At 45.3% G+C, this 25,584-nt stretch carries 20 protein-coding genes; 8 read left to right on the top strand and 12 right to left on the bottom strand.

The features are described 5' to 3' along the window. Positions 1–328: 328 nt before the first annotated feature. Complete coding sequence (locus tag ACHZA2_RS17780) at positions 329–1,117, top strand: hypothetical protein (RefSeq protein WP_319537567.1); 789 nt, start codon at positions 329–331, stop codon at positions 1,115–1,117. A 253-nt stretch (positions 1,118–1,370) separates the two neighbouring features. On the opposite strand, the gene ACHZA2_RS17775 is transcribed toward ACHZA2_RS17780, so the two are convergent. From ACHZA2_RS17775 to ACHZA2_RS17765, 3 genes are all read right to left on the bottom strand, one after another. After that, entirely contained in the window at positions 1,371–2,054 is a 684-nt protein-coding gene (locus tag ACHZA2_RS17775) for a hypothetical protein (RefSeq protein ID WP_319537568.1), read from the bottom strand. Between the two features lie 78 nt (positions 2,055–2,132). Continuing rightward, complete coding sequence (locus ACHZA2_RS17770; RefSeq protein ID WP_319580829.1) at positions 2,133–5,513, bottom strand: NosD domain-containing protein; 3,381 nt, start codon at positions 5,511–5,513, stop codon at positions 2,133–2,135. Then, entirely contained in the window at positions 5,510–6,895 is a 1,386-nt protein-coding gene (locus tag ACHZA2_RS17765) for a hypothetical protein (RefSeq protein ID WP_319580828.1), read from the bottom strand. The genes ACHZA2_RS17770 and ACHZA2_RS17765 overlap by 4 nt, the downstream gene beginning before the upstream one ends. A gap of 230 nt (positions 6,896–7,125) precedes the next feature. Here ACHZA2_RS17765 and ACHZA2_RS17760 point away from each other — a divergent pair, with 230 nt between their 5' ends. Further along, positions 7,126–8,451 carry a PKD domain-containing protein gene (locus tag ACHZA2_RS17760; protein ID WP_319580827.1) on the top strand — a complete coding sequence of 442 codons (1,326 nt, stop codon included), beginning with the start codon at positions 7,126–7,128 and terminating at the stop codon, positions 8,449–8,451. A 46-nt stretch (positions 8,452–8,497) separates the two neighbouring features. Here ACHZA2_RS17760 and comE read toward each other — a convergent pair whose 3' ends face one another. The 6 genes from comE to ACHZA2_RS17730 are packed head-to-tail and all read right to left on the bottom strand — an operon-like array spanning position 8,498 to position 14,285. Continuing rightward, positions 8,498–9,604: a sulfopyruvate decarboxylase subunit beta gene (gene comE / locus ACHZA2_RS17755; protein WP_319580826.1), complete on the bottom strand. Its 1,107-nt coding sequence runs from the start codon at positions 9,602–9,604 to the stop codon at positions 8,498–8,500. After that, a complete protein-coding gene (locus ACHZA2_RS17750) occupies positions 9,597–10,868 on the bottom strand; it encodes a cysteate synthase (RefSeq protein ID WP_319580825.1) in 1,272 nt (423 codons plus the stop codon). The genes comE and ACHZA2_RS17750 overlap by 8 nt, the downstream gene beginning before the upstream one ends. After that, the gene (locus tag ACHZA2_RS17745; RefSeq protein ID WP_319580824.1) at positions 10,865–12,091 is read right to left on the bottom strand and encodes a methanogenesis marker 16 metalloprotein; all 1,227 of its coding nucleotides are present in this window, start codon (positions 12,089–12,091) and stop codon (positions 10,865–10,867) included. The genes ACHZA2_RS17750 and ACHZA2_RS17745 overlap by 4 nt, the downstream gene beginning before the upstream one ends. Then, a complete protein-coding gene (locus ACHZA2_RS17740) occupies positions 12,091–12,804 on the bottom strand; it encodes a (Fe-S)-binding protein (RefSeq protein WP_319580823.1) in 714 nt (237 codons plus the stop codon). The genes ACHZA2_RS17745 and ACHZA2_RS17740 overlap by 1 nt, the downstream gene beginning before the upstream one ends. Continuing rightward, positions 12,797–13,501 (bottom strand): GTP-binding protein, encoded by a 705-nt coding sequence (locus ACHZA2_RS17735; RefSeq protein WP_319580822.1) that lies wholly within the window; start codon positions 13,499–13,501, stop codon positions 12,797–12,799. The genes ACHZA2_RS17740 and ACHZA2_RS17735 overlap by 8 nt, the downstream gene beginning before the upstream one ends. 4 nt (positions 13,502–13,505) lie before the next feature. Next, positions 13,506–14,285 (bottom strand): ATP-binding cassette domain-containing protein, encoded by a 780-nt coding sequence (locus tag ACHZA2_RS17730; RefSeq protein ID WP_319580821.1) that lies wholly within the window; start codon positions 14,283–14,285, stop codon positions 13,506–13,508. A gap of 105 nt (positions 14,286–14,390) precedes the next feature. Between ACHZA2_RS17730 and ACHZA2_RS17725 the strand changes: the two genes are divergently transcribed. Then, complete coding sequence (locus ACHZA2_RS17725) at positions 14,391–14,879, top strand: helix-turn-helix domain-containing protein (protein ID WP_319580820.1); 489 nt, start codon at positions 14,391–14,393, stop codon at positions 14,877–14,879. Positions 14,880–14,958: 79 nt separating this feature from the next. On the opposite strand, the gene ACHZA2_RS17720 is transcribed toward ACHZA2_RS17725, so the two are convergent. Together ACHZA2_RS17720 and ACHZA2_RS17715 are read right to left on the bottom strand one after the other, a co-directional pair. Beyond that, positions 14,959–15,363 carry a hypothetical protein gene (locus ACHZA2_RS17720; RefSeq protein WP_319580819.1) on the bottom strand — a complete coding sequence of 135 codons (405 nt, stop codon included), beginning with the start codon at positions 15,361–15,363 and terminating at the stop codon, positions 14,959–14,961. 121 nt (positions 15,364–15,484) lie between these two features. Then, on the bottom strand, positions 15,485–19,084 hold the full coding sequence (locus ACHZA2_RS17715; RefSeq protein ID WP_394698627.1) for a methyl-accepting chemotaxis protein: 3,600 nt from the start codon (positions 19,082–19,084) through the stop codon (positions 15,485–15,487). Positions 19,085–20,097: 1,013 nt separating this feature from the next. On the opposite strand from ACHZA2_RS17715, the gene ACHZA2_RS17710 reads away from it, so the two are divergent. The 5 genes from ACHZA2_RS17710 (at position 20,098) to ACHZA2_RS17690 (ending at position 24,135) form a co-directional block, all read left to right on the top strand. Continuing rightward, positions 20,098–20,277: a hypothetical protein gene (locus ACHZA2_RS17710; RefSeq protein ID WP_319580817.1), complete on the top strand. Its 180-nt coding sequence runs from the start codon at positions 20,098–20,100 to the stop codon at positions 20,275–20,277. A 55-nt stretch (positions 20,278–20,332) separates the two neighbouring features. After that, positions 20,333–21,517, top strand: coding sequence for a Xaa-Pro peptidase family protein (locus tag ACHZA2_RS17705; protein ID WP_319580816.1), 1,185 nt, complete (start codon positions 20,333–20,335; stop codon positions 21,515–21,517). A gap of 132 nt (positions 21,518–21,649) precedes the next feature. Then, entirely contained in the window at positions 21,650–21,844 is a 195-nt protein-coding gene (locus tag ACHZA2_RS17700) for a hypothetical protein (RefSeq protein ID WP_319580815.1), read from the top strand. A 167-nt stretch (positions 21,845–22,011) separates the two neighbouring features. Continuing rightward, the gene (locus ACHZA2_RS17695; protein WP_394698626.1) at positions 22,012–23,370 is read left to right on the top strand and encodes a PAS domain S-box protein; all 1,359 of its coding nucleotides are present in this window, start codon (positions 22,012–22,014) and stop codon (positions 23,368–23,370) included. Between the two features lie 114 nt (positions 23,371–23,484). Beyond that, entirely contained in the window at positions 23,485–24,135 is a 651-nt protein-coding gene (locus ACHZA2_RS17690) for a tetratricopeptide repeat protein (RefSeq protein ID WP_319580813.1), read from the top strand. Positions 24,136–25,229: 1,094 nt separating this feature from the next. On the opposite strand, the gene ACHZA2_RS17685 is transcribed toward ACHZA2_RS17690, so the two are convergent. Beyond that, a complete protein-coding gene (locus ACHZA2_RS17685) occupies positions 25,230–25,493 on the bottom strand; it encodes a hypothetical protein (RefSeq protein ID WP_319580812.1) in 264 nt (87 codons plus the stop codon). Positions 25,494–25,584: the final 91 nt, after the last annotated feature.

The following is a 25,584-nucleotide window of genomic DNA, read 5'->3' as shown; positions in this document are numbered from 1 at the left end:
TGTTGCCCGCAGCAGCGTATAAAGTTTCGCCTGATTGCCGATTCAAATACTTTATCAAATTGGTTTAAACGTATCATTAACAAAGTTATGGCGGTTTTTTGTAATTTTGTATATGCATACTTGTAATTTATGAAACACTCGTTAATTTCGTCCTCTCTTTGCCTATGGCGCATATTGGTTTCGTCTGGATATTTTTCAGAGCAATTTGATAGAGCATTCGGGTAATATAGGCAGACAGTCACTCCATTCTGTGCCTCTCTGTATCCACCGAACAACTATATACTAATCCTCGGTATTATGCAGTATCAACTCTGTGGAGGGTATGTAGATGATAAAAAAATGGGTGCAGGTGATTCTCATCTGCCTGGTCATCCTCATGTGTGCTACGGTTGTGACGGCCTTTCCATACCGGAGTCTTCCGATTCTAACCGGACTTGTCATTGGAAGCACTTCAGATCCGGGAATTAGTTCCAGTCTTTCACTTTCAACCAGTACTAGTATTATTTCATCGGGTACCTCGGGAACAACCCAGTCTGGTTCTCCATCCGGTTCTTCGAGCAATATCCTGAAGGCTGAAATACCTGAACAGTGGCAACCGGGAGTGAGGGAGGGTGTCTATTATGATCCACTCTCAAAGACCTCATGGATCTATGACAGAATTCTGAAGAAATACTATTGTCCGGAAAAAGGCTGGCTACTTATCGGTGAGTATACCACGGGATCTACACCACGGCTGATTCGGCAGTTTTACTATGATCCTGCTGATGTGGTTTTCATATCCATGAAGAATGGTGAGAAGATACAGGTAAACCAGAATGGAATTTATGATCCTACAAGTATCTCGCCGTCTGTCACTCCCAAGCCTGTTGTTCAGCCACAACAGACCGGTTCAACGACTATACTCATGAGCCCTGAACCTGTGGCTTCTGGAAGCAGTAGTCAACAGACAGCAGATCCCTGTCTTGTTCAATGTTCTGAATGCCCTGGTGGCACGTGCAGGGATTGTAATCAGAATGGTATCTGTGATGACAGTGAAGGGGCAACGGTAACTCCTACTCCGACCGGAGGAATGAGTGAGTCTGCCCAGTCAGGCATTCTGTTCAAGAAAGATCTCTGAACTTCTTTTTTTCTGACCTGAAGGATAGAGTAGAAACAATGAATCTTCTGGTTAGGCATAGTATAACTATTCCAGAACTGCATCAGGCATCTGAATTTTCTCACCTGACCCGGTCATATGAGCAAGTCCGGTCCTTATATTTCAAAACAGATCATGGATCAGATTACTGTGAGATACTCAGTGTTTGTCAAATTTGGCAGATGACTAATCCACATCAGGGTCATTGAGAATCATTGAGAAAGTACAAAAAAGGTTAGGTGTTCTGTATCGGGTTGGTACCAACCGGATTTGTCACCCGCTTGTCAGAGGTCTGACTGGTATCAACATTCCAGCTAAGCTGAGGCATGTCCATGAGGGCATCATCCTCTTCGGCTGTCAGGTTTGCTCTGACTTTGGTTCCGGTGAACGGTCCCCAGGTTCCGTCAGCATAGGCAAAGACACCATTCAGAGAAGTACTATTATCAAACGTTATCTGTACGGCACCTGCCTGATACGGTGGCCTGTACTCGGGTGCCTCCCACCAGAATCCGTCCATGACTGGCGAATTGTTGGATGAGAAGTTACCCTGCATGTATCCGTTGTTATCCTTCACCTTGTATGATGCACGGATGATATCGTCACCTGTCAGGCGGACCGTGAGGTTCCCGAGCAGATCCGTCTTCCATACTCCTGATACATCAGCGATCTGGGTGCCATTGGCCCACCAGCCTGTCCAGAAATTTGATCGTGTGTAAGAACTGAAATAATCCGAGTACAAACCACCGAACCAGTTCGGACCCCAGCCTCCTCCTGATGATGAAGAATGTGATTCACTCTGCTGCTGGTAACATCCTCCTCCAAAGAAGTTCCAGTCGCAGCCAGAAGATGACTGATAACTATCCTGCTGTGACCACCATGCGGCTGATACTCCGCCAGCGGTCATTACGATGAGAATCATCGTAATTCCTAAACATACCCACAACCTGTTCATACCCGATAATGATGGTTCTGTCTTAAAAATATTTGGTTATGATCATCATATGTGAGAATGCGAATAAGCCTTATCTGCCTCCTGTATCTTTCCAAGCGCAGTATATGCATTACCAAGATTTGTCCAGGCAACATCGTATGAATTATCTATCTGAATGGCATTTTGATATGCCTGAATTGCCCCTTCATAATCTCCTTCCAATGATAGGGCATATCCTTTGTTGTTCCAGGTGAATGCATTTCCAGGATCCAATGATAATGCTTTGTCATAATGTTGAATTGCCTGGTTGAAATTATTTGCGCGCGTTTCGATATTAGCTGCTTTAACCCAGGCATCTGTAAGTGACGGATTGATTGTGATGGCCTGGAGATAAAGTTTCAGTGCCTCATCACTCCTACCCGATTTATCCATTGCAAAAGCCAGGTTAGTCAGACTGTGTGTATCATCTTTGTCAATCGCGAGAGCTTTCTGGTACGCTGAAATAGCCTTTTGGTACTCGGCGAGGTCAAGCAGATAGATGTCACCGAGAGTGTACCACAGGATGATAGATTCAGGATAAAGACTCAAAGCCTCATTGGCAGTAGCAATCGATTCATCACTCTTTTTCATTTTTGAAAGAGAGAGAACCTTTAGTCTCCATGCCTGGAAATTTGTCGGAGACGTATCAATGGCCTTGTCCATCAATGCCACCGCTTCTTCGTATTTTCCTTTACCGAAGAGAGAGAGGCCCTCAGTAAGGAGATCCTCCGGACCTGGAGGCCTGATAGTGGATCCTGTACTTACCGGACTGCCCGGTATGATGGACGAACTGGAATATTTCAATGGCAACTCATCTTTAACTCCCGGTAACACTGAATAGGCAGCATCACATAACCCGTCCCCGTCAATGTCAGGACAGGTCTGCGAGAATCCTTTCCCATCAGCCAAAGCCCAGACATTACCGCCGGTATACGGTCCACCAACTATGTTTGTACCCTGGGATTTTTCACCGTTCCAGGCATAATTAGGATTAGCACCCTCCTGGATGTTTACATTATTCTCATTCTCAAGATAGTTGTCTGAGATAAGATTCACTTTTTCAGGTGTGACACTGCCAGAAATGAGGATACCTTCACCAACATTTCCTGTAATTCTGTTCTGACTTACGATATTGCGTCCCGAGGGCTGGAACATGATACCGCTGATCTTGTTCGATAGTACAGAATTATTGGTAATCGTGTTTGTGTCTGAATAATAGAGATTCAATCCTCGGAGATTTCCAGTCAGAGTATTATCAGATATCAGGTTCTCTGAACTCTCTTCCAGGTAAATTCCTGGTGGTGAGTTCTGTTCACAGATATTGTTGTTGATCGAATTTTTCAGTGAGGATTTCAGGACGATCCCACCATTTCCATTTCCTGAACAAGTATTTTTCTCGATGACATTTGATGTGGATCCTCCCTTAAGCAGGATACCTTCCTGGTGACTGAGAATTACAGAATTGCCGGATATCCGGTTATTAGACACTTTATCCAGAACCATACCGATGAGGTTTTTCTTTAGATCGTTTATGCTAATGACTGAGTCGCTGGTTCCTTGATCCATCACAAGGCCATACTGTGCATTCCCGTTAATTGTGTTCTTTTTTACATCTGCATGCGATATCCCTGACAGGATCATCCCGATGGTATTATAGGGTAAACGACAGGAATCTATCACCAGACCATTGGTATTTCTGGCTGAAATTCCCACATATGTTCCCATCACGGCGAGATTCTTTATGGTTATATTCTTAAGCCTGCTCTGATCAGGGGATTCAATCACAATTCCACGTTGAAGGGGGGGAGATTCAAGTCCGAACTGTACCGCAAATCCTTCGATCTGGTGATCTGTTCCATCCAGCGTGACATCAGAAGAGGATATCCTGATGATGGTTTCTGAAGAGTCAAGAATATCTGATCCAAGGGTATATTCACCAGACTCTGTTATTTCAACAGAACCTGTGATTACAGAGGAGGTTCCTGTTTCTTCAACTGGTGGTTGCGTAGGAGTGGGGAACGTTGTCTGAGTCGGTGTTGGTGTGATTGTCTGTTGTTGGGTTTGGTTTGCCGAAGTGTTATGCAGATATTCATACATCTTTACTGCATTTGGAAGGCCGTACCCGTACACAGGGCTCCATCTCTGCTGATCGAATGGAGTCGCACTCTGGAACATGGCTTCCTTCATACGTTCCCCGGATGTCTGGGGAAACAGGCTCCATACAAGGGCTAATAAGCCGGCGATATGGGGAGCTGCTGCACTGGTTCCGGTAAATGGTGAAGGAAATTTTCCGGCTCCAGAAACTTCGACTGAGTTGAGTCCTGATATATCAGGCTTTTTGCGCTCTACCTGTGTTGGATATGCGATGGTCACCTCGCCCTGTGATGAAAACTTCTCAATCGTTGGAGCCATAACTGCAGGTACTGCGGCTACGGATATCACCTCATCCACTGCCGCCTGACCGATGATAGAATCTGATGAAATCATGTATCCCTCCGGAATGGATACCAGATTCTTGTCGATCTTCAGAATCAGTTCAAGAATTTTTGGTTCTGCCTCTTCTGTCTTTTTTACCCTGATCTCAGCCTTCAGTGGTTTGTCTCCGATGTACTGATAATATAATTTTTCAAGTGAACGTTTTTCTCCACTCTCCGTTCGTTCACTTACCGCGATCTCTGCTCCTGTCTGGCGATCATAAAGATACAGACTGTACGGGTTTTGACGCTGCTCATACGAATCATCCCATTCAAGGATAGTTCCCATAAAACCGCCTGAGTTCATATCAACCGGAATGCCCGGAGATCCATTGAACGAGTTGAAACCACCACCTGCATCGGTGAACATCCCCTGGTAATGCAGTTGCCCATTGTTTCCAGCTGCAGAAACAAAGATCTGGTTTGGATGTTGAAGGAGGATCTCTTTCAGATGAACTGCACTACGTCCGTCTTCAAAGTACGGAATCTCAAGGAGTCCGACATCATCAACAATAATGTTGCATCCAGCCGCTACAAGACTGTCAATAGCTTCTGAAAAACTGAGATCATTATCACCTGAATCTGCATAATAGAGCGAAGCGTTTGGTGCCAGGTCATGAATGATCTCGAGCATTGCTGTTCCTTCATCCATCTTACCGGTCTTCAGAACATGGACATCAGCAGGGAGATCGCCGGTCTTCTGGGCATCTGCAAGATGCTTCACCCCGTTTGAGATGACACCTACTCTGATCCCTTGTCCGTCTCCTCCGGTAAGATTTCTCAACTGGTCGGTCTTCAGGATCTCATCTCCGGCAGTTGTGACACTCCCGATTGCGGAGACCGGAGAGAAAATGTAGAGAATGCAGATGATGAGTATGATAAGCCCGAACTTTTTCAGGTAACCTTGTTGAAAGGATACCAAAGAGATGGTCATGATGTCAGATCTCCTATCTTGGTGCTTTTCAGATCCAGGGGCTTTATGGATGAATCAGAAAGATCTGAGAGCGAACTGGTATTTATCGCACTAATATACTCCACTGTGCAGAACCCTTGATTCTTTGAATTTGTATTGACAGACCAGGTACTTTGGTCTGAATCAATAACCGTGTAAGATCCTTTCTTAAAAATCGGTTTCTCATTACCAGAAGTTTCAGGAATGGCAGTCCATCTGGTATTCGGCACTCCGTCTGTTCCCTTTTCACCGGTGGCCTGCCAGGGTCCGTACATTGTTCCATCTGAATCCTTGACCCCGATGGTTCCCGGAGCGGAGACACCCTGGCCGTTATTCCAGTGATATGTGGAGATGGACAGAATCTGAACATCTGAGTCAAAAGTTATCAGAGTGGGTGATGTTGGATTGTTCATCACAGCATCGGTGTTCTCATTGGTCCAGGTTGATCCCATCTTCATTGCCAGGATAGGTGCCTGTGCTGTTTCGCTGATTCCGCCCTGAGAAACAGGTGTCTGTGTTGGCTGGACAATAGGCTGGGGTGCTTCACTCTGGCCACTCTGATGGTTGGTAACACTTGGGACCGGTTGTACCAGACCCTGAGGATTTTCACTCTGGCCCCCGGTCGACGTTGTTCCTGAAGTACCAGATTCTATCTCATCGCAGATCTGGTTGTGGTTACAGTCACGACAGTATCCGTCAGGACAATCCTGACAGGTAACAAGGCAGGGATCATTATTGAGTGTACCAGAGTCTGACCCGCTGATTCCTGTCTCGCCAGTCTCCTGGGGTATAGGAGTTTTCGTATAAGTGGGTTTTATTGTCCTGGCCGGAGTCTGGGTCTGTGTAGGTTGAATGGCCTCCATTGTACTGGGATTGATGGATTGCCCGGTTTCCATATCAATCAGGCTGATGGATCGGGGATCATAGTAATATTGCGCAACAATCCGTGCTGGTTGTATGTCAGAAAAACGGGTAACCAGATACCATTCCTTGTCTTTGCAGTAAAATTTCCTGATGACCGAATCGTATCTCCAGTATGTTCGTGATACCGGGTCATAATACTGATCGGTTTTTGTGTCTCTGATCCAGCGTTCAGGTGGTTGTTCCTGAATTCGTGGAGGTACAGAAGTACTGATAGAAGCATCATTACCATCTGAAGGTGTATACGAGACGACTTTGCTAGAAGAAATACCAGATAGAGATGTGCCTGACTGAGATATGGTGAGTGATGTATCAGTATCAGATATGCCGGGATGATCCCCCAGATCTGTAAGGGTCTCGGCTGATATCAAAGACGATGCTGTGACAATTAGTAAAAAAATACCAATTAATGGCATTAATTTTCTGATACTATCTGCTCTCATGCTTCATCCTCTCTCGTATGAAGAGGGGATATTCGCTGGTGAGTATTTAAAAGTGCCGTAAATAATGAGCAGATACAGGATGCTTATATCTATTATTCAAATTCCAATGTTTTTGTGATATAATTTGAAATTTATTATTATAATCGAATATTTGTAGATTTTTTCTCCTGGTAAAGATATGTTTAAATAATTCACAACTCACTACAATCGTATCTCATGGAGGTGTCACTATGAACAGGTTTTGTAGTCTGGAAGTACTGATGATTGTCCTATTTGGATTTCTGATCAGTATAACTGGGGAGGTTTCAGCATTGAATGCACAGTTTATGATGAAACCTGCTCAGGGACAGGCCCCGCTTACGGTGTTCTTTGTCGATTCCTCTTCCGGGGCTCCATCGGACTGGCGTTGGGATTTTGGTGACGGTTCAACCGGAGAAGGTAGACAAATTATACACACATACCTCCAACCCGGGAAATACACGGTTTCAATGACCGTTTCTGATGAATCCGGTTCAGATACCAGTACTCTCCCTGATGCCATTTTTGTGGTGAATAATCCCTTTTACTCATCGATTCCTGTAGTACCTGGAATAAAACCATCCTTTATGGCAAATTTCAAGGTCAGTACACGATCCGGCACAACACCACTTCAGGTCCAGTTCACTGATCTCTCTAGTGGAGATCCAACTGCATGGAAATGGGAATTTGGAGACGGAGATACAGATTCTGTTCAGAATCCGGTTCACATCTATACAAAACCTGGAACTTATCCGGTCTCACTCTCGATCAGTAAAGAAGGAAGTTCCAGTTCAAAGGAGGAGAAGAATTATATCTCTGTGTCTGAAGGGCAGAGAGCCGCTTCCATGAATACCGTAACTTCCCATCAGACCAGTGAACAGGCATCTGGTACTGATTATTCTCAATCATCTACTTCTGTTCCTCTGCAAGCTACAGGAGCTCCTGTATCTTTGATATCAGCCAGTTCTGCTACAACCACTGATTCATCTCCATCAGGTGAGAAGTACTCGTTGCTGAACAGGCCGCTGATCGACTTCTATAACAAAACTCAGGCATTATTAGCATCCAGCCCCTCTGGAACACAAGATCTCCTTACCATCAGTACAAACCCGGAAACAGTAAAGGTGGGGCAACCATTTGTATCTGTAATCTCCGGGAAACCCGGAGAAGATGTTTATATCTGGATTGTTGTCCCGGAGAATGTCGCAGATTCAGATAATCCGATCATCCCTTTTTTTGAAGGTAATCAGAGTGACATAATGAGAGATTATCCACCCGGTCCCTACCAGATAGGGGCGTATATTCCCTCCGGGGAAGGTGAGGGAATCTCCCTGAGATCTCTCATCCCAACTGATTCTGTCTATCAGGGGACAACTTCTTACGGGCAGATCAGGCTTAATCAGACCGGAAAAGGTATAATCTCATGGGAAACTACTGGTACAACTCCTGGAAAGTACTTCATCAGGGCAGAGTCAAAGAGTGTTGAGGCATCATCTGCAAACATACAGGCTGCAGCCGCCTTATTAATTGTATTCTGAAAAAACTTATTTTACTTCTTTATTTCTGCACCTAATAAGATCCAAACTATCCCGCTGAAAACCGGTTCCTGATATCATGGGGTGAGAGGGAAATATTTGGTGCAGTACTATTGCCGGGTTCAATTACAACATGAATAAACCGGGGCCCCTCCGGAAGACTACTCCAGGCAGCTTTGAGTTCTTCTGCTGAATGTACTTTTATTGTATGAATAATTCCATTAGCCTTCGCAATTAGTTCGAGATCGATCGTCTGATATGCAGGTGAGCACTGGTCTCCGGTACTTCCATATACTCCGTTATCAAGGCACACGATCGTAAGATTTTTCGGATTTGTGGCAGCTACAACTGGGAGGATGGCAGTTCCGAGCAGGCTACCGTCACCATCAAGTACAATGACCTGATCGCTGGTTACCAGGGAAATTCCGAGACCTATTGGTGTCGCCTGGGTGTATGATCCAAGCATGTAGAAATTTCTGTCACGATCACGGGCGGTATGAAGTTCCTTTGATGGAACTCCGATGTTTGAAACAACAAACTCATTTTGTAATAGTTCTGCTATCGTATTGATAGCATCTGCCCGCTTCATCTCCGGCTTTTTGAATTCACCGGTATAGGTAAGATTTGTTCGCCGTTCTCGTGGTTTAAACTGGCATCGTTTAGCAGGGGCATCTCCCTCCCAGACCAATGGAGATATCAGGGCTACGTGCGGTCGATGTTTTTCATAAGCATCAATAATCACGTCTTTGATCTGGGGGATGTCTTCAGGTGTGAGGATACGTGTGTACGCGATACCATAGAGATCAAGAAGCTCTGGAATCTTTTCATTAAAGGGAATCTGTGCAGCAATCTTCTCCTGATAGTATCCCCGCCAGCTTGCAAGAATGGGGAGAGGAAGACCATATAACGCTGGCAGCGTCAGAAGAGCATTGAGAGAATTACCAAGTCCTGAACTCTGCATCTGAAGGATGCATCGTGCATTCATGAGAGAGATACCAGAACAGACACCAACTCCATCTTCTTCACGTGAGATGGTAATGTACCTGAACTCATCCTCAAGTACCATACAAAGATCTTTTGTCCTGTCGCATGGGAGAGAGACGACATACTCAATCCCTTCGGTGTGCAAAATCCGGGCAACCTGTTCCTCATACATATCTGTTCACCCACTCTTTCACGAACTGGATCACTTTTTTGCTCTCGGTATTCTGAGTAACTTCGAGATCAGGTATATGAACGTAGGTCTTCATTTCGCTATGGATTCTCTCGTATCCTCCACCTGTAATAGCCAGAAGAATGTTCTCGTCTTTCCTCATTAATCCTGACTGCACGGCCCTGATAAGTCCAGCAACACAGACTGCAGCTGCGGGATCAAGGTCAATACCCTCCAGATCTTTGAAATGCCCTCCAGCGGCTTTTGCTTCTTCTGTTGTTGCTGTGGCCATCAGCCCGTCTGTTGCAGTCAGGGCATCGAAAACACCTCCGGAGATTCCATATGGGGGTATACGGTTGGTGAGTACATCTGCGTATACCTGGGATATTGCATCTTTTGGATCTTTCATATCATCAGCAATAATTTCCCGGCGTCCAGCCTGATACGCATTCGCCATCGGTATAAATGGCTCGTTCTGGATCAACAGCAGACGTGGAAGGTGTGATCCGAATCGGCCATCTTCAACCAGCCTCATTGATGCTTCCCATGCTGCAATTCCTCCGGTTCCGCTTCCAACAGCCTGCACGTACCAATCAGGAAGGTGATCCATGGTCACTGTCCCTTCGAGCATCATAGTACCCATCCCATCCCGGCGTGCAACATTTTTTGCACCACCCTCCGGATATACTCCGGGAAGTGTGCAAATCATATTACCCAGGTTAATGGCGTCTGTATAATCGCCATCAACAGTTATGAGGAGGAGATCATCTGCTGGTGTACTAGTCCATATCCTATCTCTGGCTTTTGCCGGAACAACAACGATTACTGGTTTCCCGGTCTTAGCTGACACCTCGGCAAATGCCCTTCCAGTATTACCGGCCGATGCAACAAGGATCACACCTTCGGCCCTTTCTGCCAGCCGCACCATGGTTGGCAAAGCCTCGAACTCCTTGAATGATCCACTGGTGACATATGCGTTATGTTCTGGCCAGTACCCGGCAAAGGCTATCCATAGATCCGTCAGACCAAGTTCACGTGCTAGACCTGAACTTTTGTAGCAGACAGGGCCAGACCGGGTAGGGAGATTACCATCAACCGGAAGCCAGTCAGCAAATCTGAATAAACCTGGAAGATCGCGGATAACCAATTGCGACGTCGTGTATTCAGCCCTGATAAGCCCTGAGCAACCCGACGGACAGGTCAGCTGATATGTATCAGGAAACCTCGTACCACATACCGGGCAGAATAACTGATATCTTGAAGTCATAACCAGAACTCTCCTTTTTGAATCAATTTCTTCATCTGTCTGCAGATCTTTTCGCCCCTCTGTCGGTCAGATTGCCGAAGCACAATCGGAATATTTCCTTCAGGGAGAGCGAGTGAACCGAAGTCTCCCGTGTATACCGTTCCCCTGCAGAGGTGCACACATGTACCGCAGGTAAAGCAACGTGCATGATCGATCTCTCCTGATTCCCTGATGGCATCAACAGGACAGGATTTTTTTACTAGACATGGGTCACATCTGATACATCCGGCTGGATCATATCTGATGGTCCGTGCAGTTCCGCTCCAGACCCGATCGTACGAACTGCATGATATCTGCTGCCTGTCAGCGATGTCCATTACCGGCATCGCGATAGTGGCATCTCTGATCATAAGTGAGGAGATAACTGATTCATCAACAAGGGGAATCGCTGTACCGATACTTGTCAGGCATTCAGGTCCTGCCGATGTAAGAAACCCGCCGCAGTAATCAGGATCCATGGTGTTCATCTCGCCATGAACAGCTATGTTTGGACGCACATTACTGCTCCGGGTTCCCTGTCCGACAACATATCCAACTCCTCCATTGACCAGAATGGGTGTTCCGGGTGAGAGGAACCGCAGTGTTGGATCATTTTCTATTGGATTTATTTCACCACATCCGGAAACCGTTGCCTCATTGCTCTTTCCTGCAAGTGGATTTGCTGAGAAGATTGTACTCACCGGTGTTTCAGATCTGTTGATGATCGCTGTATAGTTTTTAAAAGCACTTCGGGTGGTAAAAAGCCGTGCATGTGGCAGATCATGGCCTGAAATATCGGCTTGATATGATCTACCTTCTGCAGTAACTTCAACATGGAGTTCCTGATCAGCGATGATGTCCCTGAAGAGGTGTCCTCCTCCATAGGTTGGAGAAGCATGTGCAGTTCCGTACACGATGAGATCAACCAGCCCGAGACGTTCATTCGGGCATGGTCCGGGAATTGCCGGAACACCATTCAGGGTTACGGTGTCAGCACGAAGAAATGTTCCAGGAGGGGAAACAGGAACTGAGAGAACAGCATAGGTGCCTGACATAACGCCGCATGTCCCACAGGTAACTACATCGACATCCCTGAGAAGTTTATCAGGTTCACTTTCATCGATCTGCTTCTTGAACTCACTTGCAGTGAGAACTACTGCATTTTTGTCTCTGATCCTCTCACGGATCTCGTCAAGTCTGCTCATTAAATCCTGATATCCTCTACCCGAACATGGAGCCCGTTCTTTGTGCCCATGACCATATTCACGACACCAGTGTGGCCGAGGTTCATCATACAGAATCCGGGAAGAAATCGCATTCTCTTTCCAAATACCGGCTCATTCCGTGAAGGGATGGCGATTCCTTCAAACCCAATCATGTGGTATGCTTCCAGATCTTTTACCTCACGCCCCCGGGAATATGCGGGACCGACTACGTGACCGGTGATAAGTCCTGAGATTTTACTTGCCGTGATGACCTGCACCACATGCTGCACAGGGCAACCTGCTCCCATCGGTCTTCCGGTGATGATGTCGCCTGACTTGATCTCCCACCGTTCAACCATATCCGGCCTGAAGGGAAGCAGAAATTTTCGTGCTGAAAATTCACCCGGGAGCGGGAGAAGGATAAAATCTAGCGGATTTCCAAGAATATCTGTATCTGGAATCTGTTCCAGATTGCGTGAAGGAGGAAGGCTGCTGATGCTTTGTTGTAGGAGGTCTGATGAAGAACCAGATGAAGAATCTGATTGATAAAAGGGGCAATCGACCATCCTTGCTGTACCGGCAGAGATCTCATCCATAAATGCCATGCAGGATTTGTGTCCACATGCCCCGCAGTCCCGACCGGGTGGAGTCCAGATTGAAGATTTTGCAGTCTGCTTTTCCCCCTGGTCAAATATTTCTGTCAGGTTACTCACCTCTAAAGAGGTAATCAGCCCCGTCAAGTTTCCTGATTACGCCAAAGTGGTTCTGCCAGCCGATAGATGTCTTTCCAATACATACCGTACAGACACCCAGTGGAGGTATCCCCCTGAGTGTGATAGATTTTGAGTCTGTCACCTCCGGCCCTTCACTGATGTCCCTGATCAGGAACCGAAGCCCGGTTCCCTGGATGGCATTCGTCTCTACGATCTCGATCCCGTTACTAATCCCTTTTATCTTCTCTCTGAAGACCTCTTTTTCGGCCTGGGTCACAAGATCGATTCGTGTGACCACAGCAATATCAGCGAGTGCTATCATCGGGGCCATCTTGACTGGAGAATGAATTCCGGATACGGCGGAGAGGACAACGATACCGAGTGACTGGGTGGTATATGGTGTGCAACGAAGACAGAGCCCGGCACTCTCTACGATCAGAAAATCTGCGATCTGTTCTGCTGCCCAGGTGATAGCGTCATCCATCACCATGATTCCTGCATGATCTGGGCAGATATCTCCTGAATAGACTTTCTTTGTCGGAATGTTGAACTCGGCAGCGAGTTCCTCATCCTCTGTTGCAACTACAACATCGATCTTCAGGTATGCGAACCGTTGCTCGGGCATTGATCTGATGATCTGTCTGATAACTGCAGTCTTCCCTGTAGAAGGAGGTCCGGCTACTATGATAAGCCGCATCAGATCAGGCCGGAACCGCATTCGTGATCAATTCGCCTGCCCTGATCATCTCCCTGACACGGGCGATAGCAGCGTCGTACGCAAGCATCTGCTTGAGAGCTGACTGCTCTGATCCATTCGGAGTGATAACTTTTACGACTGCACCATCCTGCATAACGATCCGGCGGTCAGAGAGGAGAGAAACAAGAGGATCATGAGTTACAAAGAGCAGAGCCTTGTGGTACTGGCGTAGTGCTTCGATAACCCGGTCTTTAAAAATTCCTGCATTCTCCACTTCATCGAGCAAAATAATCGGGGTATTTGAGATGAGAATAGCATCAGCAACCATGAGTGAGCGGGTCTGCCCTCCGGAGAGCTGTGTCATCCTGACCTTCCGGCGAATAGCCTCCCCGGTAAACTGGTTTGCAAGAGTAACCGTCTCATCAATCAGATCCTGACCCTGATATCCCCGTGACTTAGTATGCATAAGAAGGAATTCTTCAACAGTGAGATCACAGAGACATCGTGTATTCTGAGTTATCATTGCCACCGGCTTTCTTGCAGGATCCCTGATGAAATGTTCAGGGGGTACCTCTCCGTTCACCAGAATCTGCCTGCCGGTGACTGTGTCCCTGCTGGCAAATATCTCGATATCATTGATGAGGGCACTCTTTCCTGATCCGGTCGGGCCAACGATGGAGATGGTATCCCCTGGCTTAATGCGAATCTCATCAAATCCCTCTGATACTCCATTTCTATTTGTGCCGGAAAGGATGGTTATCTCATGAATAATATCTTCAGGCATATAGGGGAAGATAGAACAACTAGCAATAAGATGCTTTTGCCTACTTTAAAGAAAAAGTGGCGCTTAATACAAACATTATATCTAATAATGGTACAATGGTATTGTATGTTCTCTCGGGTAATCTTCAGACAGGAGTTTAAACAGGCACTTGAAGAGGCACTGGATCGGAAGCAGATAAGCCTGAAAGAGCTAGCAGAGCTTGCAAAAATCCCCGTTGCAACCATCTATAAGATCACATCCGGTGAACGTGACCCCCGCCTCTCCACAGTGCGTGCGATCGTCCAGGCACTTGAGCCATTTGACCAGGATACAATTGCGATCATTGCTGCCAAGTTCCTCCTTGATGAGATTGGCAATCAGACGATCTCTCTTGACGGGAAGAAATATCGGATCAAAGGATATCCGGCTCACACCATGGAAGATTGCATCGTAGCTGCTGTCCGGGCAGAAAAAGAGGGAGCAGCAGGACTTATCTGTGCTCCAATCCTGGCTGCCCTTATCGAGCGGATCGTTGATATTCCTGTTGTTATCTTAAAACCTGATATCTCTTCATACGAAGAGGCTATCAAATCCCTGACACGCCAACTTGAATGATAAGAAGGATAAGCCATGATCTGAGGTGATCAGATCATGTTTTTTAAAAAAAGGAATCGAATTTACGGAATAAATTTTTTTAATCGAACTTGCTGGCAAGAGTGCCGGTCTTGTTTGCTTCTTCAAGAAGTTTCGGGTACATCTCATTTATCTTGGTAACACATGAACCGCATGAGTTGGTGAGGGTTGAATACTCGGTCAGATCTGTCTTAAAGATCTCTGTTGAGTTGATGAACTGGCTCCTGACCGGGGTAACCTTCTCTGAGAGTTTATACTCGTTGATCTTTTTTACAAAAGCATCAATTTTTTCAGTCTGCTCTTTGTTCACTGTCTGAAGCGTGGACTCGTTGCCGTTGAAGAATCCATCCTTCATGATGTCCGGAATTGAGCTCAGTAACGGGAGCCCTTCCTTTGTTACATCGGTGATGAACTTTGTATCGTCACCGGAGAGGGTATCTGCAGCACTGGCTGGAAGAACACCCATACATATCAAAAATACTGCGATAATTAAGAGAGACCAAATAGATCTGTGCATTATCGAATGTATGGATTGATAGTCTATAATTCTTGTGTCCGATAAGGGGAAATCGGGGAGATTACCTCTATCACTTCTTCTGAAGTTTGAACCTGTCTGCCTGAACTCTCAATCGGCTGGCAAGGTCTGCAATATCATGGGATGAATGAGCAATCTCTGAAGTTGATGTACTTGCTTCTTCCACGCTTGCAGAGACCTCAACCATCCGTTCCAGGTTTTCAGAACTCTCACTGCTGAGTATATCGATACCTTTCATAACCTGCTCCATGAGTTCACGCTCCTCGCTGGTTGCACGGGTTATCTTTGCCATCTCATCAGTGATCTCTCCGACTACCTGTGTAATACTGCCAAGAGCACTGATGGTCTGGCTTACACTATCGATACCTGATTGAATCTCGGTGTACTGGAGCTGAATGGATTCTACAGTCTCACCAGAACTTTTCTGTATCGAGTGGATGAGTTCCTCAATCTGTCCGGTTGCGACCTTTGACTGCCCGGCAAGGTTCTTGACCTCCTGTGCAACAACAGCGAACCCACGTCCATGCTCACCTGCCCGGGCGGCCTCTATTGCGGCATTGAGAGCGAGGAGGTTCGTCTGACTTGATATATCAGAAATCATCCTGACGATCTTATTGATCTCAAGCATCCGGGTGTTCAGTTCAGTGATCTGATCCATGCTCTTCGCACTGATCTCTCCGACAGCTGACATCTTTTGTTCAGCTTCTCCACCAAGACGTTTCGCATCTTCTCCCTGCTTTGATGCGAGCTCTGCCTGTCCCATAAGGCTCTCGACCGTTGTGCCGATCTCACCAACTGATAATGAGAGGGTTTTTACCTCTTCAGACATGTGAAGAGTCTGATTCATCTGTTCCCTGGCACCTGAAGTAGAACCCTGAACACGATCAAAAACACTGGTAATTATTGCTCTGATGGCATCAGTCCTGGTCAATGTCTGACCTGCTGTGTCTGAAAGACTCGTTATTGATCCCTCAAGTTCTGATAATACTGTATTGATAGCGGTCAGGGCTGTATTGTAGTCTTCCTTGATCCGTGCAAGCGGATCATCTATTGAGGATGATGTAATCCTGGTAAGATCTCCGACAGCCATCTTTGCCATGGCATCTTCGAGTTCTTCGGCACTTTTGGCAAGGGCTTCAGATTTCCCCCTGGCATCGTCAAGCAGGCGGGCGACCTCCTGTTCTTTCTCCTTTCTTGTAGTGATGTCGTTGTACACTATCAGGAAATTTTCCAGTGTTCCTGACCTGTTATGGATTGGGATCCCATATTGCTCAAGAGTTCGCAAGCCGATAGGGAATTGAATTGTAAGTTCACCGTACGTGGGTTTCTGATGGGTGATCAGTTCACGCAGACCGGTTCCTGAGTGTTCAATAACCTTTATTCCACAGGGGTTTGTTCCGATGAGCTGCTCCCTGGTGAACCCGGTAAGGCTGATGTATGAATCATTAGTGACACGGATGTGTTGTTCCTCATCCACCAGCAGAATTGGCATAGGGAGTTGCTGCACAATAGTATTATTAAGGTGCTCCAGTTCTGCTAATTCCTGCTCGCCTTCCTTGCGGTCTAGATATGTTTTGAGCATTTCTGCAAGCGAATTGATGAGATTTCGTTCTTCGAGAAGAAATGGCCCTTCATGCTCCTCAGGAGAGTCTTTGAGATAGACAACTGAGATTACTCCTTCTGTGCCTCCTTTTGTCCTGAACGTTGCTTCCTGTTTCCATCGTGTCTCCTGGTAATTGGAAGTCTTTGCAAATTTCCCGGCATAAGAGATCTGAGCAGCGGTGATCTCGGGATATTGCCATCCTGGAGGGATCAATTCTGCTATTTCATGCAGAACCTGAAGGGTATCTTTGTTGTCGTCCTGGATGAGTGAAGCAGTTGAGTAAAAGAGTTTCTGCTCTTTCACTCTTTCTCCGAGATCATGCATCCGGGTTGCCAGCTCTTGTTCGTTCTCTTTGCGATCTATAAACGTCTTGAGCATCTCTGCGAGCGAGTTAATGAGATTCCGCTCTTCAAGGAGGAATGGTCCTTCATGTTCCTCAAGACACTCTTTAAGGTACACGACAGAGATAATGCCCTCCTCTCCAGACCGGGTTATGAATCTTGCATCCTGCTTCCACCTGGTATCAACATAGGATGTTGTATTTGCGACATTTCCCCTGTATGTTATCTGTGCTGCCGTGATCTCAGGGTACTGCCATCCCGGGGGAATAAGTTCTGCAATCTTCTGAAGTACTTCAGGGACATCTTTTGTGTCATCCTGGATGAGCGATGCGGTTGAGTAGAAAAGTTTCTGCTCTTTAACTCTCTCACCGAGATCATGCATCCTGATTTCAAGCAACTGCTCATTCTCTTTCCTATCGATGAATGTTTTTAGCATCTCGACAAGCGAGTTGATTAGATTTCGTTCTTCCAGGAGGAATGGCCCTTCATACTCATGTTTCTGCTCTGAAAGGTATACCACCGAGATGACACCTTCTCCTCCAGATTTGGTCTTGAACTTTGCTTCCTGTTTCCATCGTGTCTCCAGGTAGGTTGGTGATTTTGCGACATTTCCTCCATATGTAATCTGTGCAGCGGTGATTTCCGGGTACTGCCATCCCGGAGGTATCAGTTCAGAAATTTTCTGGAGTACTTCCGGAACATCCTTACTATCATCCTGGATGAGCGATGCGGTTGAGTAGAAGAGTTTCTGCTCTTTCACTCTCTCACCGAGATCATGCATCCGGGTTGCCAGTTCCTGCTCATTCTCTTTCCTGTCAAGAAATGTTTTGAGCATCTCTGCGAGTGAGTTAATGAGATTCCGCTCTTCAAGGAGGAACGGCCCTTCATGTTCAGATGGACATTCCTGTAGGTATACTACCGATATTGAACCGTCAACCCCGTGCTGAGTCCTGAATTGTGCCCTTTGGATCCATGGGGTTTCGATATAATTCTCAGTTGAGTACATTGCAGAATCATACCTGATAGAAGCGGCTGTGATATCAGGATACTGCCATCCTGGAGGAATCAACTGGACAATATCTAGTAGAACTTCATCAGCAGGACGTGAATCATCCTGAATGAGTGATGCAGTTGAATAGAACAATTTCTGCTCTTTTACCCGTTCGCCATAGTCGTGAAGCAGTTTCTGTCTTATCTGCTCTGCCTCATCCTGTGCTGAAACCCGGATGGTAATATCCTTGAAGATCAGGATGATCTCATTAATCTGATCCTTCTCACAGGGAACCCTGATGGTATATTGATCAAGGACTTTTCTACCTGCAGGAAAGTCTATGGCGATAAATCCGGAACCATCAGAATCCTGACCCGAGACCTCTGATACTGCAGTCTGATAAATGGATGGTATCGCTTCACTGAGTGGCTGATTTATCAGATCTCCTTCAGAGAGACCACTCATAGTGATAAATGAGGGGTTTACTGATAGTATTTTGTATTGTTCATCGGTGATGATAATCGGTTGCGGACTTGATCCAAAGACCGCCTCCATCCTTTTACAGGTCTGTTCTCTTGCTTCAAACTCGCATTTAAGTTCATGAATCTTTTCGGTGAGGACCGGATCATCTGTCAAAGTGCTCTGCAAGATAAGTTCATCTGATAGGGTTCCATTTTTCAGATGAGTAAGTATTTTTGACAATGCCTGAGAGTCCATAGAAACCACCTATAATATATGTCACACAACGCAACTATTATATTATATTTCATAGAACTTAAGTTCCATGGATATGATAGGCGGCTAAAAGCGCCGATCTTTTATGTGACTATAGTACTGAATTGAATTTTCTCTTCGAATTAAAAAATATCGCTCATATCAGTCATTCTCATTGATCACCAATATCTATTGAAAAATCTGATCGAAGTATTGTATGGCATATTTTTATATGCCGAATGATGTGTTGTAAGAATAGTGGTAGGGATGAATATCAGAATCAAGTCTCTGATTGTGAGAGCCACTGGTTTTATTTTCATTATTCTTTTATTTGTTAGCAATGCGTTTTTTATCTGGATTCATAATACAAAACTCTTGAAAATGAACTGGTATCCAAGATCTTACAGAGTCGTTATCAACAGATCGCTACTGATCTCCAGGTCATGGATCATCTCCTTCGCGGGTATTCAGGATGGAATGATTCCTACAAATATGTTCAGAATCCATAGAATTCATACCTTTCAACGAATTATCAATCAGAGTTTCTTGGATCTAACGGACTAGATGAAAAAATCAGTCTTGGCGATCATGATGCTCTAATCCCAAGTGAGCCCATCCTGACCGATTCTTATGAGAGACCAGCACAGGGAACGATGCATTCTCTCATATGGTTTGACTCACGGTATCTGAGCAGACTCACATCTACCCTTGATCAACAGAATTATTATTCCAAAATTTCCGGTGCCAGCACAAGAGAAGATGTAGATCCTGACCTGTATACCTCATATTTTCCCTATATCGAGATGCAAATGTGACAACCAGTCTGGTAACCAATATCGATTCCCTATTCGTATTTGCTGACGTGCTTCTGGAAAAGGACTTCTTAAATCTCATTGATAAATCCTTGAGACATGGCGACCTGATCACATAGATCACATAGATCACCATTGATGGCCGTGGTGAGTCCGATGGATTTCATCTGATCTATGCCGATGATGGATCAGGCGTCTCTTTTGATGAGAAGTAAGAATTTTTCATGTGGAGTTGGCAAGAATACCGGGATAGGGCTCTTTTTGATCAGAGAGATCCTTTCCATCATATCTATCATAATTACTGAGAACGGGATACCAGGAAAGAGAGCCGGATTTGAGATGGTAATACCTGATGGGAGGTACAGGATAGGAAGAGATGAATAGGAGAATATACATGATTCGTATCTGTTAAGTCAGTATCACCCCAATTCTATACCGCATGAAGGTCCCGTTGACCGAACTTACTGACCGGTTAACCCGGTTCCGGGCTCGTATGGATATATCCTGTCCGGACTGGGAGATCGCGGCTATCGTAGGCAAAATTCCATTATATTATTTCACCGGAACTATGCAGGATGGCATCCTGCTCATTCTCCAGGGAAGCGATGCTGTATTCTGGGTCAGACAGAGTTATGAACGAGCCCTTGATGAGTCACTTTTCCCGGATATCAGGAAGATGAGGAGTTACCGGGATATCGCTGCCGGGATGGGTCAACTCCCATCAACAGTATATCTCGAAACCGGGATTATGACTCTCGCCCAACTCAACCGAATTCAGAAATATCTTCCTTTTACTGATATCAGATCTGTCGATGATCAGGTTTCTGCAGTGAGGGCAGTGAAGAGTCCGTATGAACTCGCTCTGATGGAGCAGGCAGGGGAGATTCATCGCGAGGTACTTGAAGATTGCGTACCTGGCATGCTCAGAGAGGGTATTGATGAAGCATCACTGACCTGTGAACTCTTCTCCCTGATGGTAGAGAAGGGACATCAGGGGATCATCAGGTTCGGGATGTTCAACGAGATGCTGCTCGGGCAGATCGGGTTTGGAACCAACTCAATATATCCGACCTGCATTAATTCTCCTGGTGGGATTTATGGTCTGCATCCGTCAACACCCCTTATGGGAAGTCGGGATAGAAGATTAACCTCCGGAGACCTGGTAAATATTGATATCGGGTGCGGGGTCAAAGGATATCAGACTGACAAGACGATGACCTATATGTTCGGTGGCCCGATCCCTGAAGATGCCATATCTGTCCATATGAAATGTGTTGAGATTCAGGATGAGGTTGTTACCCGCCTTGTACCAGGTGCAGTTCCCTCAGAGATCTACCGGGATGTAATACATGAACTTGATTCATCTTTTCTTGAAAATTTCATGGGATTTGGAAAACACAGGGTGAATTTCCTTGGGCATGGAATCGGGCTGTGGATCGACGAACTTCCGGTAATTGCTGAAGGGTTTGACGAACCACTGCAGGAAGGGATGGTTCTTGCCCTCGAACCCAAGAAAGGTGTGCCTGATGTCGGTCTTGTAGGGATAGAAAATACTTTTATGGTCACTCCTGGTGGTGGGAGATCCATTACTGGTACAAGCAAAGGCCTGATTGAGGTATGGTAGGTACTGATCTTCAATAGGTCAGTTCTACTCCGATGGTCATCGTTCAGATGGACCAATTTTTCTTCTTTTTTGAGTCATCCGGTTTCATTTCATTTGACAATGTTTTTATTTTCCGTTGCTGAAATGTAAATAATGAGTCCTGAATTGATTAAACCGGAGAATGTTCACGAAGTGCTGGTAAAGTCCAGTGAATATTACCAACTGAAGAAGAAACTTACAAAGGGTATTTATCAGCCTGTTGTCCGCTACATCGATGGAAAGGTCCGCACCGGTATTGTTATAGGGCTTTCCAACAATCTTCGTGTATTAGTTGCTGTTGCTGAGTAATTCTGGCAACATTCTGATATTTTTTTATCACATTCCTCACAATGACAACCTGATCTATTCTTTTTTTAATATAAATCCCGGAGATGGGATCCTCTCTTTCGTAGAGAAACCATCTTACCATTGTAAGTCCCAGAAGGTATCTGGGTGGGTAATGGATGTCGTCAGACTTGAATATCTGTAGTGATGCTGATCTTCGTAAGCGGGCAGAACAACGTCTTCAATCCCAAAAAAAATCTGCTTATACAAAAGATGAGAAGGATGATGCATATCATGATCTTCTCATCAGGTTGTATGAACATGAGATCAGGGGTGAAGATCTGCTGCAGAGTATCAAGGAGATAGAGGCCGAACTCCGGCATTATGTGGACCTCTATTACCATGCACCATTTGCCTACCTGACTCTTGATGAAAAGGGAATAATAATTGAGTCTGATGATCAGGTATCAACAATTCTGCACCAAAAGCAGGATCAGATACTGGATCATCTGTTTCAGAATTTCCTTGTTGAAGATGACCACTCCCGATTTGGTGCATTTCTTATGCATATTCTAGACTCCCGGGAGATCGGATCGTGTGAGGTGCATCTGGATGATAAATCTATAACTGGCAAGTTGATCAGGTGTACCGGAAACATGGTTTACCACCCTCAACGAAGATCACATGTCTGGCTTATTGCCATAATACCGATCAGTCAGCCTGATAATACTAATATCCGTATTCACAGCAGAGAAAATATCAGTTTTTTTGCTGATCTTGTTGAACATACCTCTCATCCATTTGCGGTTGCATTTCCCAATGGACAGATTCGCATGTGTAATACCTCATTTGAGGCATTGCTTGGATATACCTCTGAAGAACTGTCAACTCTGGACTGGGCACGTGATCTCACTCCTAGTGAATGGAAAGAGCATGAACTCTCCATGCTCAAAAAACTTCACCGCACAGGCAGACCTATTCAGTATGAGAAAGAGTATATCAGAAAGGATGGGACCCGCATTCCTGTTGAACTTTTTGTTCATCTGGTCACTGATGATCGAGGTAATCCCCAGTACTATTACTCGTTCATCTCTGACATATCAAAGAGGAAAATGTCCGAGTTACGTCTGAAAGAGAGCGAAGAACGGTTTAAGCAGCTTGCAGAGCACGTCGATGAGGTCTTCTGGTTTACATCCCTGAACCCGGAACGTGTTCTGTATGTAAATCCTTCTTTCGAACAGATTTGGGGAATTTCATCAGATGAACTCTATGCTGATCCCAGAATCTGGACCGACCGGATACATCCGGATGATAAAAATCGTGTCCTTAATTCTTTTTCTGCATGGATAACAGAGAAAATTCCCAGATATGATGTTGAATATCGTATCTTCAACAAAGAAGGAAAGCTCAAATGGATCCATGATAAAGGTGCTGCCCAGGTAAAGGAGAAAGGTATCGTTATTCAGGTGAGTGGTATTGCAAAGGACATTACGTACAGGAAACTTAAAAACATGACGAACCAGCAGAAAAAAACATTCCTCGAGACATAATCTCTGATTACTCAATTATCCTGGATCACAGGAAACCTTATTTCTTCGTTCGAATGGTGAACCAACTCTATAGGATATTTGATCTGCTATGCGTAGTGTTTGCTTATAATAGGAATGACAAGTTCTATTCCAGATATGGGATTCTTATTCAATCGCTCACGCAACATATGCAAAAATAATCCAGATGATGATATCGAAGATTTTAACTCCCTATTTGAGATTAAAGCACTAGATGATCTGGATCCCTGGGAAGAAGAAGAAAGGGAGATCTTTGATAAGCCATCAGAATCCTCTTCAAAATCCTCTTTAGATTCAGCCAGTCAGGTACAGGAACCTGTAGATGTTCCTGATGAAGATGTATCAATTGAGACTGTGACTGCGAGTGATGACTCATCAGACAAGGTTTCTACATCTGTCGTCCCTTCTGTTGAAAAAATATCAGCGAAACCTCTTGAAGAGTGTTCGCAGGATCTGGCGATAAAGCCCGATGGGCAGGCTGATACCCTGGTTGAAAAGACTTCCATGCAGGGAGCAAAATCACACGAAAAGAAGGGCGTTACCTGGAACAACAAAGGTGTAGCCTTGAGTCGTCTGGGAAAGTATTACGAGGCCATCGAGGCATATGATCAGGCTCTGCAGATTGATCCCGAGTACTCCAGTGCATGGAACAACAAAGGTGTTGTTCTGAGTCGTCTGGGAAAATACCACGAAGCACTCGATGCCTTTGATCGGGCACTGAGAATTCGTCAGGTCATCAGATCCTGAGCACAACAAGTGTCTGGATACCCTTATTATCTTTTTTCAGAGCTGGACAGATATCCTTCTTTAGTTACTCCCTGTATGGTTTCATCCGGATTGTTGTGACGTCTTCTAATATTGTTACTCAAATCCGGATGGGGTTTTGTATTATATATTGGTTCATGCTCTTCCTACCAGTCTGCCCGCACCAAAAATCAGTTGGTTGTTCCTTTCAACCGATAGGACTTCTTGATCTTAAATACTGACACGAGAGAATGTGAGTACTCTTTCCATGAGAATCTCATGATTGAGTAATAATTTGAAGCCAGAGTACCTGAAACAAAGCATCATAACCATACTATCCAGCCTATATGTGTAATACAGTTAACCAGAACTCCCCAGTATCCAATCCACCACTAATGCATTTCAACCTTTCTGGTTTGATTATATCATATATTCTTGCGACAGGTACCTGATTCATTCGCTAACCGAAAGAACAGTCGATCCAATCCAGGGGAAGGACAATCCTTCCTTTACCTTATTAGTCAGCCCGAGTCTGCCCATCTATTATGTGATGTCCTGGCGGTCTTTATTGACCTTCCGTTCTCATCACTACTGATCTGGTGTTTTATGCAACTATCTGATTGTTTCTTTCTTATATACAAGTGACCCGGATATTCTGTGCTCTCTCATGGAAATACCTGTGATTGAGTAAAATAAGAGAATTTGGCATATTGTGTAACCGCGTTTATAATCTCATTATTCCTGTTTCTCCAGGATAGTGATATTTGATGAACACCACCAGAAGCAGAACGAGGTACACTCCCGCGACATCCTATTCATATACGGTATGCCACTTTCACATGTATGCGATGTAACAGCAAACCACTCCCCGGGAAGGATTTATCCTTCCCTTTGCAAGAATCAGAAAAAATTGAGATAAATTATCGTTCTACTCAGGTTCTATTCTGTCGTATTTATCTTTGAGTTTTGTTCACGCTCGGGATCTTCTATTATTGATCTGTGCCCTGTGTAAACCGGTTGACCACTTCATCATACATGCCAAACTATCACGCTCTGAAGTCTGGCATGTAATTCCAGTTCCTCCCGTCATGGGAGAGTTAGACAGAAAAATCCAGGTTTTTCAATCCGGATTCACGATATCCGAAACATGCTGCAATACCATCTCTCAATGTTCCAGCCGAAAACTGGTGTAATGCCCATTCCTGCTCGATATGACGGGCTACGTGCCTGATGGCAGGGATAATATCTGCCGGATTTTCCCATAGACTCTTGTCAGCAGGGTATGAAGGTGTAGAACTGAACTCTGTACTAATTGAACTGATCAGAGTGCTGACTGCCTCCTGCTGATCATGTGTGAGCACTGTCTTCGAATCCCGGATTATATCTTCTGTGTTGGTTTTTTGCTTATCTGTAATCCGGATCTCATGTGTTCCTCTTCCATACCTATATGTG

Source organism: uncultured Methanospirillum sp., assembly GCF_963668415.2.
In the GTDB taxonomy this organism is placed as follows: domain Archaea; phylum Halobacteriota; class Methanomicrobia; order Methanomicrobiales; family Methanospirillaceae; genus Methanospirillum.
This window is presented reverse-complemented; position numbering and strand designations above follow the sequence as displayed.